This is a genomic window from Cryobacterium sp. M91, from assembly GCF_002929615.1.
Taxonomy (GTDB): Bacteria; Actinomycetota; Actinomycetes; order Actinomycetales; family Microbacteriaceae; genus Cryobacterium; species Cryobacterium levicorallinum.
This window is the reverse complement of sequence record NZ_PJJT01000075.1, coordinates 32377-45499: the sequence shown is the minus strand read 5'-3', so window position 1 is coordinate 45499 and position 13123 is coordinate 32377. Positions and strand designations below refer to the sequence as shown.

At 64.9% G+C, this 13123-nt stretch carries 14 protein-coding genes; 5 read left to right on the top strand and 9 right to left on the bottom strand.

Annotation, left to right across the window (positions count from 1 at the left end; genetic code table 11):
• Positions 1 to 41 precede the first annotated feature (41 nt).
• Positions 42 to 1025 (bottom strand): ABC transporter permease, encoded by a 984-nt coding sequence (locus CXY80_RS04870; protein WP_104131806.1) that lies wholly within the window; start codon positions 1023 to 1025, stop codon positions 42 to 44.
• A gap of 518 nt (positions 1026 to 1543) precedes the next feature.
• Here CXY80_RS04870 and CXY80_RS19685 point away from each other — a divergent pair.
• Together CXY80_RS19685 and CXY80_RS04860 are read left to right on the top strand one after the other, a co-directional pair.
• Positions 1544 to 1918: an endonuclease/exonuclease/phosphatase family protein gene (locus CXY80_RS19685; RefSeq protein ID WP_369828632.1), complete on the top strand. Its 375-nt coding sequence runs from the start codon at positions 1544 to 1546 to the stop codon at positions 1916 to 1918.
• A gap of 44 nt (positions 1919 to 1962) precedes the next feature.
• Positions 1963 to 2346, top strand: a complete 384-nt coding sequence (locus tag CXY80_RS04860) for a hypothetical protein (protein ID WP_104131804.1) — start codon at positions 1963 to 1965, stop codon at positions 2344 to 2346.
• A gap of 288 nt (positions 2347 to 2634) precedes the next feature.
• Here the strand turns inward: CXY80_RS04860 and CXY80_RS04855 are convergent, their stop codons facing one another.
• Together CXY80_RS04855 and CXY80_RS04850 are read right to left on the bottom strand one after the other, a co-directional pair.
• A complete protein-coding gene (locus CXY80_RS04855; protein WP_134478884.1) occupies positions 2635 to 3075 on the bottom strand; it encodes a hypothetical protein in 441 nt (146 codons plus the stop codon).
• Positions 3076 to 3264: 189 nt separating this feature from the next.
• Positions 3265 to 4854 carry an AMP-binding protein gene (locus CXY80_RS04850; RefSeq protein WP_199182225.1) on the bottom strand — a complete coding sequence of 530 codons (1590 nt, stop codon included), beginning with the start codon at positions 4852 to 4854 and terminating at the stop codon, positions 3265 to 3267.
• Positions 4855 to 5185: 331 nt separating this feature from the next.
• On the opposite strand from CXY80_RS04850, the gene CXY80_RS04845 reads away from it, so the two are divergent.
• Positions 5186 to 5944, top strand: coding sequence for a phosphonatase-like hydrolase (locus CXY80_RS04845; RefSeq protein WP_104131801.1), 759 nt, complete (start codon positions 5186 to 5188; stop codon positions 5942 to 5944).
• Between the two features lie 2 nt (positions 5945 to 5946).
• A complete protein-coding gene (locus CXY80_RS04840; RefSeq protein ID WP_233194994.1) occupies positions 5947 to 7185 on the top strand; it encodes an alcohol dehydrogenase catalytic domain-containing protein in 1239 nt (412 codons plus the stop codon).
• 70 nt (positions 7186 to 7255) lie between these two features.
• Here the strand turns inward: CXY80_RS04840 and CXY80_RS04835 are convergent, their stop codons facing one another.
• Positions 7256 to 7717: a DUF3817 domain-containing protein gene (locus CXY80_RS04835; protein WP_092447890.1), complete on the bottom strand. Its 462-nt coding sequence runs from the start codon at positions 7715 to 7717 to the stop codon at positions 7256 to 7258.
• 313 nt (positions 7718 to 8030) lie between these two features.
• Here CXY80_RS04835 and CXY80_RS04830 point away from each other — a divergent pair, with 313 nt between their 5' ends.
• Positions 8031 to 8885, top strand: coding sequence for an EamA family transporter (locus CXY80_RS04830; RefSeq protein ID WP_104131800.1), 855 nt, complete (start codon positions 8031 to 8033; stop codon positions 8883 to 8885).
• 102 nt (positions 8886 to 8987) lie between these two features.
• On the opposite strand, the gene purQ is transcribed toward CXY80_RS04830, so the two are convergent.
• The 5 genes from purQ to kynA all read right to left on the bottom strand — a co-directional run bounded on the left by purQ (position 8988) and on the right by kynA (position 13106).
• Positions 8988 to 9683 carry a phosphoribosylformylglycinamidine synthase subunit PurQ gene (purQ, locus tag CXY80_RS04825; RefSeq protein ID WP_104131799.1) on the bottom strand — a complete coding sequence of 232 codons (696 nt, stop codon included), beginning with the start codon at positions 9681 to 9683 and terminating at the stop codon, positions 8988 to 8990.
• Entirely contained in the window at positions 9683 to 9967 is a 285-nt protein-coding gene (locus CXY80_RS04820; protein WP_092447886.1) for a phosphoribosylformylglycinamidine synthase subunit PurS, read from the bottom strand. The genes purQ and CXY80_RS04820 overlap by 1 nt, the downstream gene beginning before the upstream one ends.
• An 84-nt stretch (positions 9968 to 10051) precedes the next feature.
• Positions 10052 to 11344, bottom strand: coding sequence for a kynureninase (locus tag CXY80_RS04815; protein ID WP_104131798.1), 1293 nt, complete (start codon positions 11342 to 11344; stop codon positions 10052 to 10054).
• Entirely contained in the window at positions 11341 to 12255 is a 915-nt protein-coding gene (locus CXY80_RS04810) for a hypothetical protein (RefSeq protein WP_092447884.1), read from the bottom strand. The genes CXY80_RS04815 and CXY80_RS04810 overlap by 4 nt, the downstream gene beginning before the upstream one ends.
• Positions 12252 to 13106 carry a tryptophan 2,3-dioxygenase gene (gene kynA, locus CXY80_RS04805; protein ID WP_104131797.1) on the bottom strand — a complete coding sequence of 285 codons (855 nt, stop codon included), beginning with the start codon at positions 13104 to 13106 and terminating at the stop codon, positions 12252 to 12254. Before kynA ends, CXY80_RS04810 begins: the two co-directional genes overlap by 4 nt.
• Positions 13107 to 13123 lie beyond the last annotated feature (17 nt).

Here is a 13123-nt window from a genome sequence, read left to right as displayed (position 1 = left end):
TCTCTGGTCCGACGGCCGGTTGGATTGAATTCCTGGGCATCTCAGCTCACCCGCACTCTCGGATCGAGAACAACGACGGCGATGTCGGCGAGCAGCGCTCCGATCGCGGTCAGAACCGCGCCAAACGCGGCAATCGCGACGGTTCCATGGATGTCATTCTTTGAAATGGTTTCGAGAAAGTAGCGGCCCATGCCATTCCATCCGAAAATCGACTCGGTGAGGATCGCACCCATGAAAACGGTGGGGATTGTGAACGCCACCTGTGTTGCGACCGGAATGAGCGAGGTGCGCAGCGCGTGCTTGCGAATGGCCTGCGCCTTCGTCAGGCCCTTGGCGCGGGCGGTGCGCACGTAGTCGGCGTTGATGTTGTCGAGCAGCAGTGAACGCTGAAGGAAATGGGTGCCGGCATAGCCAATGATCACGAGTGCGACGGTCGGCAAAATAAGATGCTGCAGGGCATCAACGATGATGGGGAAGAATCCCGTAACATCCGGACTCGCCGAGCCGGTGACGAAGAACACCGTCGTTCCCACCATGTTGTTGAAACCGATCGCCAGGAGCACGATTCCGAGAGCCGCCACGACGATATTGATGTTCATCGTGACGATTGAGGTGGCCTGACCGATGCGGTCGGCAATCTTGTACTGTCTGGACGCGGTGTACACGCCGAGAGCAATACCCAAGACGGTGGCGAGTATCGTGGCGCCGAGTACGAGCTCTGCGCTCACCCACATGCGATAGGCCACTTGATCATTCACCGACTGGCCGACCGGGCTTACTCCCCAATCCCAGCGGAAGATGATGCCGGAGAACCAGCTCCACCAACGCTCCAGGAGCGGAACGGTATCGCTGAGGTTTCGTGGTTGGAGCAGTTGGACTATCTGGTCCTCTGACAGGGGTGGGCGACGTCCAACGTAATTGTTGCGCGGGTCAAGAAATCCCCATGCCAAGAGGTAAGTCAAAGTCGTCGCGACCACGATCATGAGCATCCAGCCGGCGAAGCGACGCATCAGGTACTTGATCAAGAGCTTGTCTTTCTGCAGTGAAAGCGCGTGTCAGGATCGCCGACGCAACGCTGAGTCAGTATGTGCTGTGTACACATGCGACCGTCGTTTGTTTACGTCGGGTGAACATGTGCAGAACATTCGTACTATCGCAGTGTGTCACGGCTGATGTCCGTCGCGATAGTTAAAGCTCGCCATCGTGTCTCTTGGGAGACGAGCGGCAGCTCTCTTTACGCGCCGATGCTGGATGCCAGGGATCCAGCAGAAGACCGCCTCATTGACAGGTGGGGAACGTTGCTGAATGACCATCGGTCCCGGGAAAATCGCAACCGGCTTGACCCCCGTTTTGGGGGAGAAGCTTACTCCTCCAGTGGCCGCCGATAGCGTCGGTTGCGGCTTTGTGGAATGCCACGCCGCGGGTCGTCGTCGACGCGCTCTTTCACGATATCGCCACCGGCATCGATTTTCAGGTCGTGAACACTCACTTTGACCACCGCTCCCGCACCTCGCGGCTGTGATCCGCCGACGCGGTTCGACGAATCGTGGCTGCATCGATGCTGCCCACTATCGTGACCGGCGATTTCAACACGGATGCGAATACCGCCCCTTTTGACCGGATCACCGGTCAGGGCCTGCTGCTGGATACCTGGAAAACAGCAGAAGAACGCCTCACCGAAGAGTGGGGAACGTTCTTGAACTACCGCCTTCCGCGGCGCAATCTCAAACGCATCGACTGGCTCCTCGTCACGCCCAGCGCCACCGTGCTGAAGGCTGCCATTAACGTGACGCATTTTGAGGGCGACTGGCCGTCGGACCACGCCGCGATACAGGCCGTCGTGAATCTCGCCGGCACCGCCCCGAGGCTCGAGCGCCGACCTGTTTCGCGGGAGGGACCGAACCTGGCGGGACTCTAGGCTGGCGGGTGGGGATGTGACCATTCCCGGTTTAAGGGGAAACCATGAGCAGTGCCGATCCACCCGTCATTCCGGCTGAGGTCGCCAAGAGCGCGCCTCGTCGCAGCATCGTCGCGCTGATCGCGTTCTGGTTCTGGATCGCCGGAGCCTTGACCATATTCATTTCCACCGCGGTCGGGTTCGCCCAGCCGATCCGGACCGGCTCCGAGTTCATGTTCATTGTCGGGCCGCTGTTGCTCTACGCCATCTACGTCCCCATTCTGACGATCGGCGCAGCCGTGGCCGTCGTCGTCATCGCGATGAAGAATCGTCCCAAGCGCCTGGCGATCGTGGCGCTGGTGCTGAACGTGGTGTCGGTGCTCCCGGCGCTCTTGGTTATCCTGCTGATGACGGTGATGATGGGTGGCATTCCCGTCAGCGCGAATTGACCTGCCCGCATGTCTAAAGGAACGCTCCCTCGCACACCAGCGGCCAACCGCTGACGCTCATTAGCCGCTGATTTGGGGCCGGTCCAGGTGCGATCGATAGCCCTGATGAGTTGCCCATTCGAGCCAGTTGGCCGGCAGCCACGAGCCGTCCTGCAATTGCGGGTGAGACGGATGCCGCGCGAGAGCCCAGAGCGCAAACACGAGCTCCGCCCACTCCGAGTTGAGGCGCCACGTAATCGGTCCAGTGCTCGACCGGCCCTGCAAGATCAGGCAGTTGTAGCCGACCAGCTACATGAGGTCGATGGAGTCCCAGGTCCACTCAAATAGCCCCTCCATTGTCTGCAGGTAGAAGCCATGCGTGGTGACGAAGATGGTTCCGCCAAACAGTGGGCGCCACGCTATTTGGGCATTCGCTGCCGCACGGTTGCGCGCATTCGAGTTGCCGGTGGCTCTCGCCGCCAGAGTGCCGGCCGCAAGAGCGAGGCCAAACAGGCCTCTTCCAAAGGCGAAGGACCTGGATTGTGCGTACGAACCGTCTCCAGCGGCGTAGAACGCGTCGACGAGGAGCCCGCCCATGGTCAGCGCCGTCACGCCGGGCGACAACGGAAACAGCGTTTGGATGTGCGATTCTATCGGTCGCTTCTTCACCACATCGGACACGATATGACAGGTTGTCCACAGGGCGGTGTCGGCGGGAAGCCACACCCGTGCGGGAAGTCGGGAAGCCACAATGCACACTATCCACTTCGGCCCGGCACCGACAGGCATCGTGTGGATTCACCGGCGAGGGTTTGCACCTCGCCGGCTCCCGCCGGGTGGCCGAGAAGTCGGGGATCGCTGCGACCGAACAGGGGCCCGGCCACCCGCCACCGCGGCCGCTCAGGCCGCCGCATCCATCTTCACCGCCGGGACGTCGTCCTACTGAAGCATCGCGGCACGCTCCCGCGCGCGAAGGTCCTTACGCAGAATCTTGCCGGAGGCCGACTTGGGAATCGCTTCGATGAACTCGACCGCCCGCACCTTCTTGTGCGGAGCGACTCGCTCGGTGACGTAGGCCATCACCTCTTCGGCTGTCACGGCGGACGATGCCACGACGAAGGCCTTGGGAATCTCCTGGCCGTCGGCATCCGCTGCCCCGATCACGGCCGCATCGGCGATCTGCGGATGGGTGAGCAGCAGCGCCTCGAGCTCGGCCGGCGCGATCTGGTAGCCCTTGTACTTGATCAGCTCCTTGCTGCGGTCGACGATGGTCACCTCGCCGAGGGCGCTCACCGTGGCGATGTCGCCGGTGTGCAGAAACCCGTCGGCGTCGATGGTCTCGCGGGTGGCCTGCTCGTTGTTCAGGTAGCCGAGCATCACGTTGGGGCCGCGCACGAGCAGCTCGCCAGGCTCGCTCACCCCCGCTGAGGGCACCTCGATCTCCTCGCCGGTTTCGGTCGAAATGAGCTTGCAGTCCATGTTCGGCACGGTCACCCCGACCGAGGCGCGCGACAGGTGCGGCGCGTCGATCGGAATCAGGTGGCTCACCGGGCTGACCTCGGTCATGCCGTAGCCCTGCAGAATGCGGCAGTCCAGCCGGGCGGCGACGGCCGCGGCGAGGGTGCCGTCGAGCGGTGCAGCGCCAGAGAGAATCGTGTGCACGCTCGACAGGTCGTAGCTTTCGACGAGCGGATGCTTCGCCACGGCGACCGCAATCGGCGGCGCGATGAACACGTAGCTGCAGCGGTGATCCTGAATCATTCGTAGAAATTCGACGAAGTCGAACTTCGCCATCGTGACGAGGGCAGCCCGCTGTTTGAAGGCGAGGTTGAGCAGAACCGTCATTCCGTAGATGTGGTAGAACGGCAGCAGTGCGAGCACCCTGTCTTCGAGCACGACGCCGATCAGGTCCCGCGCTTGCTGCACATTCGCGACCAGGTTGCGGTGGCTGAGCATGACGCCCTTTGGCGCCGCCGTGGTGCCCGAAGAGTACGGCAAAACGGCCACGTGCGCTGCCGGGTCGATGCTCAGAGCGGGCGGGGCTGCATCCGCTTGTAAGAGGTCAGCCAGCGACGGATGCCCCGGCTCGCCGTCGATTACCACGACGTGCTCGTCGGGAATGCCGGCGGCGTGCGCTGCAGCCTTGGCGCCGGGCAACAAATGAGAGACGGTCACAAGCCAGGTCGCGCCGGAGTCGACCAGCTGACGCTGGATGTCGTCAGGGGTGTAGAGCGAATTGATGGTGGTGACCGTGGCGCCGGCGCGCAGAACACCGTGGAAGACGGCGGTGAACTCCGGTGTGTTGGGGCAGAGCAGGCCGATGACCGTGCCGGGGCCGACGCCCTGGGCGGCGAGAGCGCCAGCCACTCGGGTGATCTGGTCGACCAGGGTGCGATAGCTGAGTGCCTCGCCCGTGGCCCCGTCGATCACTGCGGTGCGATCGAGCTCGGCCTCGGTCAAATCGCCGAACAGAAAATCGAAAATGCTCAGGTTGGGAATCTCGACCGGAGCGTAGGGGCTCGTGAACACGGGGATCTCCTTTGATCGGATGCGGCGGTTCACCGTACCGCTCGGGGCTGGCGCGAAACTGTGCATGTCACGAAGGTGTCGATCTCGGCGCCAGGTGTAGCTGGCGCGTTCACCGGCAGGTGGCGCGGTGACCGAGTGTCACGGAGCCCAATTGCCATGGCGCGTTCACCTGCCGGTTACCCGGGTCGCCTTGGCTGTTGGCGTGGTCTGCCTAGCGTTGCAGAACGTCCTGGCAGCACGGGCGTCGGCCACGACCGGAATCGGTGTGACGACCGGTCTCGGCGAGCACGTGATTTCTACTGTCTGCGATCACCTCTCTGAAAGGCATTTCATGAGTACTGCACCGCTCTCTCCCGACCTGGACTCAGACCTCGACCTCGATGATTTCGAACCGGACGACGTCGAGGTTGAACTCGTCGTCTTCGACATGGCCGGCACCACCGTGAGCGACAACGGACTCGTCGAGCGGGCGTTTGTGCTGGCAGCGCAACGCAGCGGCATCGCCGACACCGCCGACGCGTTGGAAGAGGCCGTCGCCTACGTGCGTGAAACCATGGGCCAGTCCAAGCTGGATGTCTTTCGCGAACTGACCGACTCCGAAGGGGATGCCCTGGCGGCCACGGAAGCCTTTGAAACCGCCTACGGTGAACTCGTCGAGCGGGTCGGGGTGAGCGCGATCGATGGTACATCCGACCTGTTTCAGGAGCTGCGCGACAACGGCCTGAAAATTGCCCTGGTCACCGGTTTCTCCCGCGCGACCCAGGACACGCTGATTGACGCCCTAGGCTGGAGCGATCTGATCGATGTGAGCCTGTGCCCGGCCGAAGCCGGTCGCGGCCGCCCCTATCCTGACCTGCCGCTCACCGCCTTATTACGCACCGGTACGTCGAGCGTCGCGGCGATGGTCGTCGTGGGAGACACCGCCAGCGACATGCTCTCCGGGCTGAGTGCAGGCGCTGGACTCGTGGTCGGTGTGCGTACCGGTACCCATGACACCGAGACCCTGGAGGATGCCGGGGCTGACGTGGTCATTGACAGCGTGGCCGACCTCGCCGAGCTGCTCGGCCTGCGTGAGGAAACGACCGAGTAGTCATGTCGAAATCGGACCCGCACTCGAGGCCACCGTCGACGGACGGGATGCTGGCGACCGCTGCCGGGGATGTACTGCCGGTGAGCGGCTACCGGCTCGGCCGCGAGATCGTGCTGCCGCGCACCGCCGAGGCGATGGTCTGGTTGGGAGCAGGCTTGCCGCTGGAGTGCGTGGCGGTGCCGGGAGTGCTGCTGCGTCCCGGCGACGTGCTGGTCGAAGTCGAGTTGGCGACCGTCTGCGGATCCGACGTGCACACGGCGCTGGGTCACCGCCCGGCCGCGAAGCCGCTCGTGCTCGGCCACGAGCAGGTCGGTCGCATCGTCGCGACCGGCGACCCGGCATATGCCGCAAATGGAATGCCTTTGCGGGTGGGGCAGCGCGTGGTCTGGTCGGTCACCGTGAGCTGTGGAACGTGCGCCCGTTGCCGCCGCGGAGTCCCGCAGAAATGCCTCGACCTGGCCAAATACGGCCACGAACGGATGCAGCGGGGCTGGGAACTCAGCGGCGGCTTCGCCACCCACGTGCAGGTGTGTGCCGGCACGGCGATCGTTGTGGTCGACGAGCAGGTTCCGGCGTCGGTGCTCGCGCCGGCCTCCTGCGCGACCGCGACGGTCGTCGCCGCGCTGGCTGCGGCATCCGCTCTGGTGCCGCTGGCCGGAGCCACGGTGCTGGTAACCGGTGCGGGAATGCTCGGGGTGACGGCCTGCGCTATGGCGACGGATGCCGGTGCCCTCGTGGTCGTGAGCGACCCGGATGCTGCGCGGCGGCAGCTCGCGCTGGCTTTCGGTGCTGCCGCCGTTGCGGACCCGAGTGCGCCCGGCGAGTCGCCGACCGGGGTGGCGAGCGTGCTCGCCGCGCTGCAGGATGCCGGTGCGGCCGAGCCGACGATCGCGCTGGAAGTGAGCGGCGCCCAAACGGCGGTGCAAACCGTCATCGACCTGATCGGCATCGGCGGAGTCGTCGTGCTGGTCGGAAGCGTTTCGCCGGGGGAGCCCGTGCTGCTCGACCCGGAGTCGATGGTGCGCCGCCTGATTGCGCTGCGCGGTGTGCACAACTACACGCCGGCCGATCTGCAGCAGGCAGTGACCTATCTGAGCGGCGGCTGGCATCGGCATCCGTTTTCGGCGCTGGTGGGGACGACGTTTCCCCTCGAGAAAGCGGATTCTGCCCTCTTGCTGGCCGCGACCACCCGCTACCCCCGCGTCGGAATCACCCCGCAGCAGCCCGCTACTCTCGGCTGACCTGAGCCGCCGTTTCGCTCCATCGCTTTGAACGGGCCCCGTCCCCATTGAATCCGTATTGAGGGGGAGGCTAGCTGGCGCCGCCGGGCGGGCCGAGCGTGAGCAGCGTGGCCATAATCGACACCAGGGCGACCGCCATGGCTGTCACGAGCAGCACCGGGCGGGCCAGCACCCAGCGGAGCAGGGCGCTCACCCCGGTATGATCGCGGGGATCATCGGTGCGAGTACGGCGCCAATCACCGTCGAGCCGGCCCTTCTTCTCCAGCCCGCGGTCGAGGGAGATCGTGACGAACGGAACGATCGCGGTGACCATGGCGATCGCGGTGAGCTTCGGGCCCCAGTGCTGGTTGACGCCGACGAACCCGGCCGTCAGGCCGAAGGCGATGAAGACGAGGCCGTGCAGGAACCCGCCGATCTGCACCCCGAGCTCCCCGACCTGCAGGACATATTTCAGGAACATCCCGGTGAGCAGCAGTGCCCAGGTAATGGCTTCGGCAATGGCGACGGAACGAAACAGGAGGCGCGGGGTCATGGTGACTTTCAACTCAGGGCAGGGGAGGGGCATTCCCATCGTCGCAGCCGCAGCTGAACAACCCCCGGCGGGCACGCCTGAGCGTTCGCCAAGAAACATGCATCACTAGAAACTTGCAGTTGCGCAACCGAGGCCGGGTTCCTGATGATCCCGATGATGGCCGCGCTGCTGATCAGCTCGATCGGTTCCGGCTGGTCAGCAAGTTCGGGCGCTACAAGTGGATGCGCATCGCCGTACCCGGCCGCTGCTACCGTGAACCCATGCGCACGCTTTCGCCCCGCCCTAACCGCCCGGCTGCGGCATAATCGGGGTCGTGCTCGCCCTCGTTTCGGCCGCGGCCTATGGTATGAGCGACTTTCTCGGCGGCATCGCGTCCCGCCAAGTGGCCGCACTCCGGGTCGTCCTCCTGTCGTATCCGATCTCGGCCCTGATTATCGCCGTCGCTGCCGCGTTCGTCGGCGGTGAGTTTTCCTGGCGGTCGATGCTGTTCGGCGCGGCGTCCGGCGTGGTGATGGCCCTGGCCATGTGGTGGTTCTACATCGCCCTCGCCGAGGGGCCGATGAGCGTGGTGTCGCCGCTGACCGCCGTGATCGTCGCCGGAATTCCGGTCATTGTGGGAGTGCTGATCGGGGAGCGGCCCTCGGGCATCTCCTACGCCGGAATTGCGCTGGCGATCGTCGCGGTGATAATGGTGAGCCGCGAGCCGAAGGGGGTCGAAGACCACACCGTCTCCGGGGCCAATGCTCCGCGGTTCACCCGCCGGGTGGCCTGGTTCACGGTGGGATCCGGCGTCTGCTTCGCCCTGAGTTTTATCTTCACCAACGAGATTGAGGTCGGCACCGGGCTGTGGCCGCTGGTGGTGGCGCGCACCGTGGCATCCGTTATCGTCATCGCGGTGGCGACTGGAACCCGGCAGTTGGGCAGGCCGCCGCTGACGATTCTCGGCCTCGCCGTACTCGTGGCGACGCTCGACGTCATTGCCACGATCACGCTGCTCTACGCGCTGCAGGGTGGCCTGCTGTCGCTGGTGTCGGTACTCGTGGCGCTCTACCCGGCCGTGACCGTGCTGCTCGCAGTGCTCGTACTCAAGGAACGGGTCGGCGGCTGGCAGGTCGCCGGCATGGGCCTCGCCCTGGCCGCGGTCGCCGCCATCGCCGCCAACGGCTAGCTGCCCGGCTCGCCAAGCGGATACCTCGCCAAGCGGATGCCGCGCCCGAACGTGATGAAGCGAGCGCGGGCGCGGCTATCTGGCCGAATCGACGCAGCGCGGCTACGCGCCGACGAGCGTCCGCGCGATGACCGAGGTGAAGAACGTGAGGCCGTCAATACCGCTGGCCATCGCCGCGTCGGTGTCGGGCCCGAAGCCAGCCTCGACGGCGTGCTCGGGGTGAGGCATGAGGCCGACGACGTTGCCGCGGGCGTTGGTCACGCCGGCAATGTCGTTCAGCGACCCGTTCGGGTTTCCGAGGTAGCGAGCCACGATGCGTCCTTCACCCTCAAGCATTTTGAGGGTCTCGGTCGAGGCCATGAACGAGCCCTCGCCGTTCTTGAGCGGAATGACGATTTCGGCGTTGGCTTCGAAACCGTTGGTCCAGTCGCTCGCGTTGTTCTCGATGCGCAAACCCTGGTCCCGGCAGATGAAGCGGCCCTTGTCGTTTTGAATAAGTCCGCCGTCGAGCAGGTGGGCCTCGGTGAGCATCTGGAATCCGTTGCAGATTCCCAGCACCGGCATGCCCTTGTTCGCCGCGTCGATGACCTCGGTCATGATCGGTGAGAGGCTTGCGATGGCGCCGGCCCGCAGGTAATCGCCGTAGCTGAATCCGCCGGGCAGCACGATGGCGTCGACGCCGTGCAGGTCGTGGTCGCCGTGCCAGAGGGCTACGGCGTCGGCGCCGGCAAGACGAATCGCGCGCGCAGCGTCACGATCGTCGAGCGAGCCGGGAAAGGTGACGACGCCGATCCGCATCAGGCGACCGCTGACGAGGGGGCGTCCTGCACGTGGATGCCGACGACATCCTCGATCACGGAGTTGGAGAGCACGGTGTCGGCGAGCTCGCGCACGGCGGCGAGGGTCGTGGCATCCGCTTCACCGTCGATGGAAATCTCGAAGCGCTTGCCGACGCGCACGCCGGTGACGTTGGCCAGCGCTGATTGGGTCTGACCGAGGCGACCAAGGGCGCCGGCGACGGCCTTGCCCTGGGGGTCAAGCAACTCAGCCTTGGGCATTACTTCGACGACGATCGTTGGCACAGGGCACTCCGCATACAGTCTGGGGCTATTAGTCGTGGCAAATCACTGCAATTCTACAGGTCGAGCCCGACAGGGCCCGCCGGTCTACTGGCTCAGCCCGCTTTGGCCGAGCAGAATGCCGCGCAGCACGTCGCGTACGGCGGCCACGCCGTCGTAGGTCTCGACGAAGCTCGTGCTGAGCGGAGCCAACCCGAGTCGCAGCCCGTTTGGGGCGCGAAAGTCGGGAATCACATCGTTATCCCACAGAATCTTGGTCACCTGACGCATGAGCGGATGGTTGATCGTCACGTGCCCGCCGCGATGCGTCTGTTCCCGCGGCGATGCCACGGTGACGCCCATCGGCGCGAGCCACTCGTCGACGAGGGTGATCGCGAACTCGGTCAGCGCCACCGACTTCGCACGCACCGACTCGATCGTCGCCTCGTCGAGCATGGCAATCGTGTCCTGCATCGCGAGCATGCCCAGCACTGCGGGCGTTCCGCTCATGAATCGACGGATGCCGGTGGCCGGCCGATACCCCGGCCCCATTTCAAAGATGTCCTGCGTTCCCATCCAGCCCTGAATTGGCTGGGTCAGCACGTCCTGCAGGTCACTCTTGACGTACCCGAAGGCCGGCGCGCCGGGCCCGCCACTCAGATACTTGTAGGAGCAGCCGACCGCGAGGTCGACGTCGCAGAGGTCGAGCTGCACCGGAACCGAGCCGACCGAATGGCTCAGGTCCCAGAGTACGAGGGCGTCGTGTTCGTGGGCGATGGCGGTGATCGCCCTCATGTCGGCGAGGTAACCGGAACGGTAGGCGACGTGGCTGAGCAGCACCAGCGAGGTCTGCGACCCTACGACCTGGCGCACCTGTTCGGCCGTGACGCCACCCTCCGGATCGGAGTCGATCCAGCGCAGCGTGAGGCCACGCTCCCGCGCGATGCCCTCGAGAATGTAGCGGTCGGTGGGAAAGTTGTCGCTGTCAAGCACGATTTCGGTGCGGTTGGGACGTGAATCCACCGCGGCGCGGGCAAGTTTGTAGAGCAGTACGGTCGTCGAGTCGCCGACGAACACCTGCCCGGCGGCCGCGCCGAGGCAGGCCCGGCCGAGGTCGTCGCCGATCTGCAGGGGCAACTCCATCCACTGCTCGTCCCAGCCGCGAATGAGTCGCGTACCCCAGTCCTGCTGCAGAAAGTCGGCGATGCGTTCGGCGCTCGCCCGCAGTGGGCGGCCGAGCGAGTTGCCGTCGAGATAAGAACGGGGGTTGGCGGTCTCGGGGTCGGCGTCGGTGCCGAGAAAACGGCCGCGGTAGTGCGCCAGGCCGTCGATGCGGTCCATTCGGCGCGCAAAGGTGAGTTGGGCGTCCAGGCCGGTTGCTCCGGCAAGGGTGGGCGTCATTCGAGTACCTCGAGTTCTGAGTGGGTGAGGGCGCGGGCGCTGCCGAGCCACTCGGTAAATTCGTCTGGATCGCGTGGTCGCTCGCCGGGAATGAAGGTCACCCGCGTGTCAGCGAGGGCCAGACCGAGCGGTGCGCGCGGGCACAGGGCGTCCAACACGTCGTCGGGGGTCAGCCCGGCGCCGAGCAGGGCGCTGATTTCCCGACGGTTAATGCCGAGCACGAGCGGCCCGTTGCCGAGGTCGGTGCCGTACAGCACTCGACCGCCGGCGGCGTGAAACCGGTGCAGGTTGTCACTGGCGATATCGAAGGCTTCGGTCGGCGTGCCCCAGCCGTGAATGTCCAGGGTGCTGATCCAAGTCATGCTGGCCGCCATCGCCGTCACCAGATCGTCGGCGAGGCGCTCCGAAAACGGCGTGTGCGCGAACGCATCGACTCCCGCGGCGAAGGCCCGATCGGCCTGCCCGGCGCCCTCGGCGTGCGCCACGACCGGCAGCCCGCATTCGTGGGCCCGATCGACCGCCGCGGTCAGTCCCTTGGCATTCAACACCGGACCGGCCACGGCATTCAGCGTGACCTTCAAAACGGATGCCCCCGCCGCGGCCTGTAAATCGACTGCCGCCGCAGCATCCGCGGCTGTTGCAATCTCCCGGCACCAACCGGGTTCGGCCCAACCAGCCTGGCTCGGGTAGCCGCCCGGCGCCGTGAGGAATTGGTAGGCATATGCTACATCGGGCATGTCTTCGCGTTTGCCGTTCGGCAGCCAGCCGCCGAGGTCGATCACGCGGGCGATGCCGCCGTCGACCAGCTGGCCCGGATCAATCAGGGCCAGGTGCACGTGGGCGTCGAGAAACCCTCGATAGACCGCGCCCCGCCCGTGCAGAAAGTGCCCATGAAAGGACTGGCCGGTCACGCTCCGATCTCCGTGCGCACCGCGAACAGCTCCGGAAAGAACGTGAGCTCGAGGGCCTTTTGCAGAAAGGCCGCGCCGCTCGAACCGCCGGTGCCGTGCTTCATACCGATAATGCGCTGCACGGTCTTCAAGTGGCGAAAGCGCCAGAGCTGAAAGTTGTCTTCAAGGTCGACGAGTTCTTCGCAGGCCTCGTAGGCGGCCCAATTCTGGGACGCGTTCTCGTATATTCCGCGAAAAGTATGAACGAGTTTGGGGTGAAACGTCCAGGCCTCGGTGACGTCGCGGCCCCGGATGGCGGCCGGAATGTCGAAGCCCGCGCGGTGCAGGTAACGGAGAAATTCGTCGTACAGGCTCGGTGCCTCGAGCATGTCGGTCAGCAGGGCGTGAGCCGGGGCATCCGCTTCAAAGACCGTCAGCATGCGGCGGTTCTTGTTGCCCAGGGCGAATTCGACCGCACGGTACTGGTACGACTGAAACCCGCTCGAATTACCGAGAAAGTGCCGAAACTGCGCGTATTCAGTCGGGGTGAGGGTGGCGAGCACCGACCACTGCTCGGTCAGTGTGCGCTGGATGTGTTTGACCCGGGCAATGCCCTTGAGGGCCGGCGCGAGTTGATCCTGGCGCAGCGCTTCGATGGCTGCGCGAAGCTCATGCAGCATGAGCTTGAGCCATAGTTCGGTGGTCTGGTGCTGAATAATGAACAACAGCTCATCGTGGTGTTCCGGAACGCTGACCGGATTCTGCGCAGCGAGCAGAACGGGAAGGTCAAGGTAGGTCCCATAGCTCATCTTCTCTCGAAAATCGGTGACGATCTCGGGGTCGAAATCGCGGGTGTTGTTTTTGAGGGTCATGGGTTCCGTTCGGCTTG